We start from the raw sequence: 1,609 nt of genomic DNA on the forward strand, positions 1-1,609 counted from the left end.
CTCGGCAACGATTTTGTCGTGATCGACGCGCGCGTGGCGCCCGTCGAGATGACGCCGGCGCGCGCGCATGCGATTGCCGACCGCCGCCACGGCATCGGGTGCGACCAGCTGATCCTGCTCGAACCGTCGGCGACCGCGGACGTGAAGATGCGCATCTTCAACGCCGACGGCGGCGAGGTCGAAGCGTGCGGCAATGCAACCCGCTGCGTCGCGACGCTGATCGGCAAGCCCGCGGTGATCGAAACGCTGGGCGGCATGCTGCGCGTCACCCCCGCCGACGGCGGCGCCGAAGTGACGCTGGGCGAGCCGGCGTTCGACTGGGAACATATCCCGCTCGCGATGCCGATGGACACGCGCGACATGCCCGTCGCGTGGGACGAGCTCGAGCATGGTGTCGGGGTCAATGTCGGCAATCCGCACATCGTCTTTTTCGTTCCCGAAGCCGATGCCGTCGCGCTCGGCGAGCTTGGCCCGCGGATCGAGACCGACCCGCTGTTCCCCGAACGCGTCAATGTGAACGTCGCGAGCCTCGACGGCGAGAACCAGCTGCAGCTGCGCGTCTGGGAACGCGGCGTGGGCCTCACGCAGGCGTGCGGCACCGGCGCGTGCGCGACCGCGGTCGCTGCGATCCGCGCGGGGCTGGTCCAGTCGCCGGTCACGGTGTCGCTGCCCGGCGGCGACCTCGTCATCCGCTGGGCGCCGGGCGAGCCGATCGTGATGAGCGGCGCCGCGACGCGCGTCTATGAGGGTGAGACCGACTGGGCGCAATTCGGATGAGCGCTTCCCTCGCCGACCGCCAGGAGGTCGTCAATTTCGGTTGCCGGCTGAACATCGCCGAGGGCGAGGCCATCCGCTCGGCCGTGCACGCCGCGGGCGCACAGGGCACGATCGTCTTCAACAGTTGCGCGGTGACCGACGAAGCCGTGCGGCAGGCGCGGCAGGCGGTGCGCCGCGCGCTCCGCGAGCGGCCGGACGCCGAGGTGGTCGTGACCGGATGCGCGGCCGAACTGGAACGCGAGACCTTCGCCGCGATGGGCGCGCGGGTGGTGTCCAATGACGCAAAGGGTTTGGCCGAGAGCTATCGCATCGAAGAACAGAACGGTGCTTCGACAACCCCGGATCAGGTCCGGGGACGAACGGGTTTAGGGAATGGATCAACCCATCAACCGTTTGCCCTGAGCTTGTCGAAGGGCCGTCCTTATTCCCCCGCCCTCTCTGGCGCCGATCACGCGCGCGCATTCCTTGGCGTCCAGACCGGCTGTTCGCACAGCTGCACCTTTTGCGCGACGGTGCTCGCGCGCGGGACGGCGCGGTCGGCGAGCATCGATGCGGTCGCTGCATCCGCGCAAACCGCCCTCGACCGCGGCCAGCGCGAGATCATCCTCACCGGCGTCGATCTCGCGAGCTACGGCGACGACAGCGGCGCGACCCTTGCCGCACTGGTCGAGGCGCTGCTCGCGCTACCGGTCGAACGCCTCCGCCTCTCCTCACTCGACCCGGACCGGATCGACGACGCGCTGTTCGCCTTGCTGACGCAGGAAAAGCGCGTGATGCCGCACGTCCACCTCTCGCTGCAGGCCGGCGACGATATGGTGCTGACGCGGATGAA

General features: G+C 69.2%; 2 protein-coding genes. Both read left to right on the forward strand.

The features are described 5' to 3' along the window. Window positions 1-777 (forward strand): diaminopimelate epimerase (dapF, locus tag VGD20_RS20990; RefSeq protein WP_331136310.1); only part of this gene is annotated, 777 nt, incomplete at its 5' end. Beyond that, on the forward strand, window positions 774-1,609 hold an 836-nt coding region (locus tag VGD20_RS20995; RefSeq protein WP_331136311.1), incomplete at its 3' end, for a radical SAM protein. The genes dapF and VGD20_RS20995, both read left to right, overlap by 4 nt.

The organism is Sphingopyxis sp. (genome assembly GCF_036402335.1).
Classification (GTDB): domain Bacteria; phylum Pseudomonadota; class Alphaproteobacteria; order Sphingomonadales; family Sphingomonadaceae; genus Sphingopyxis.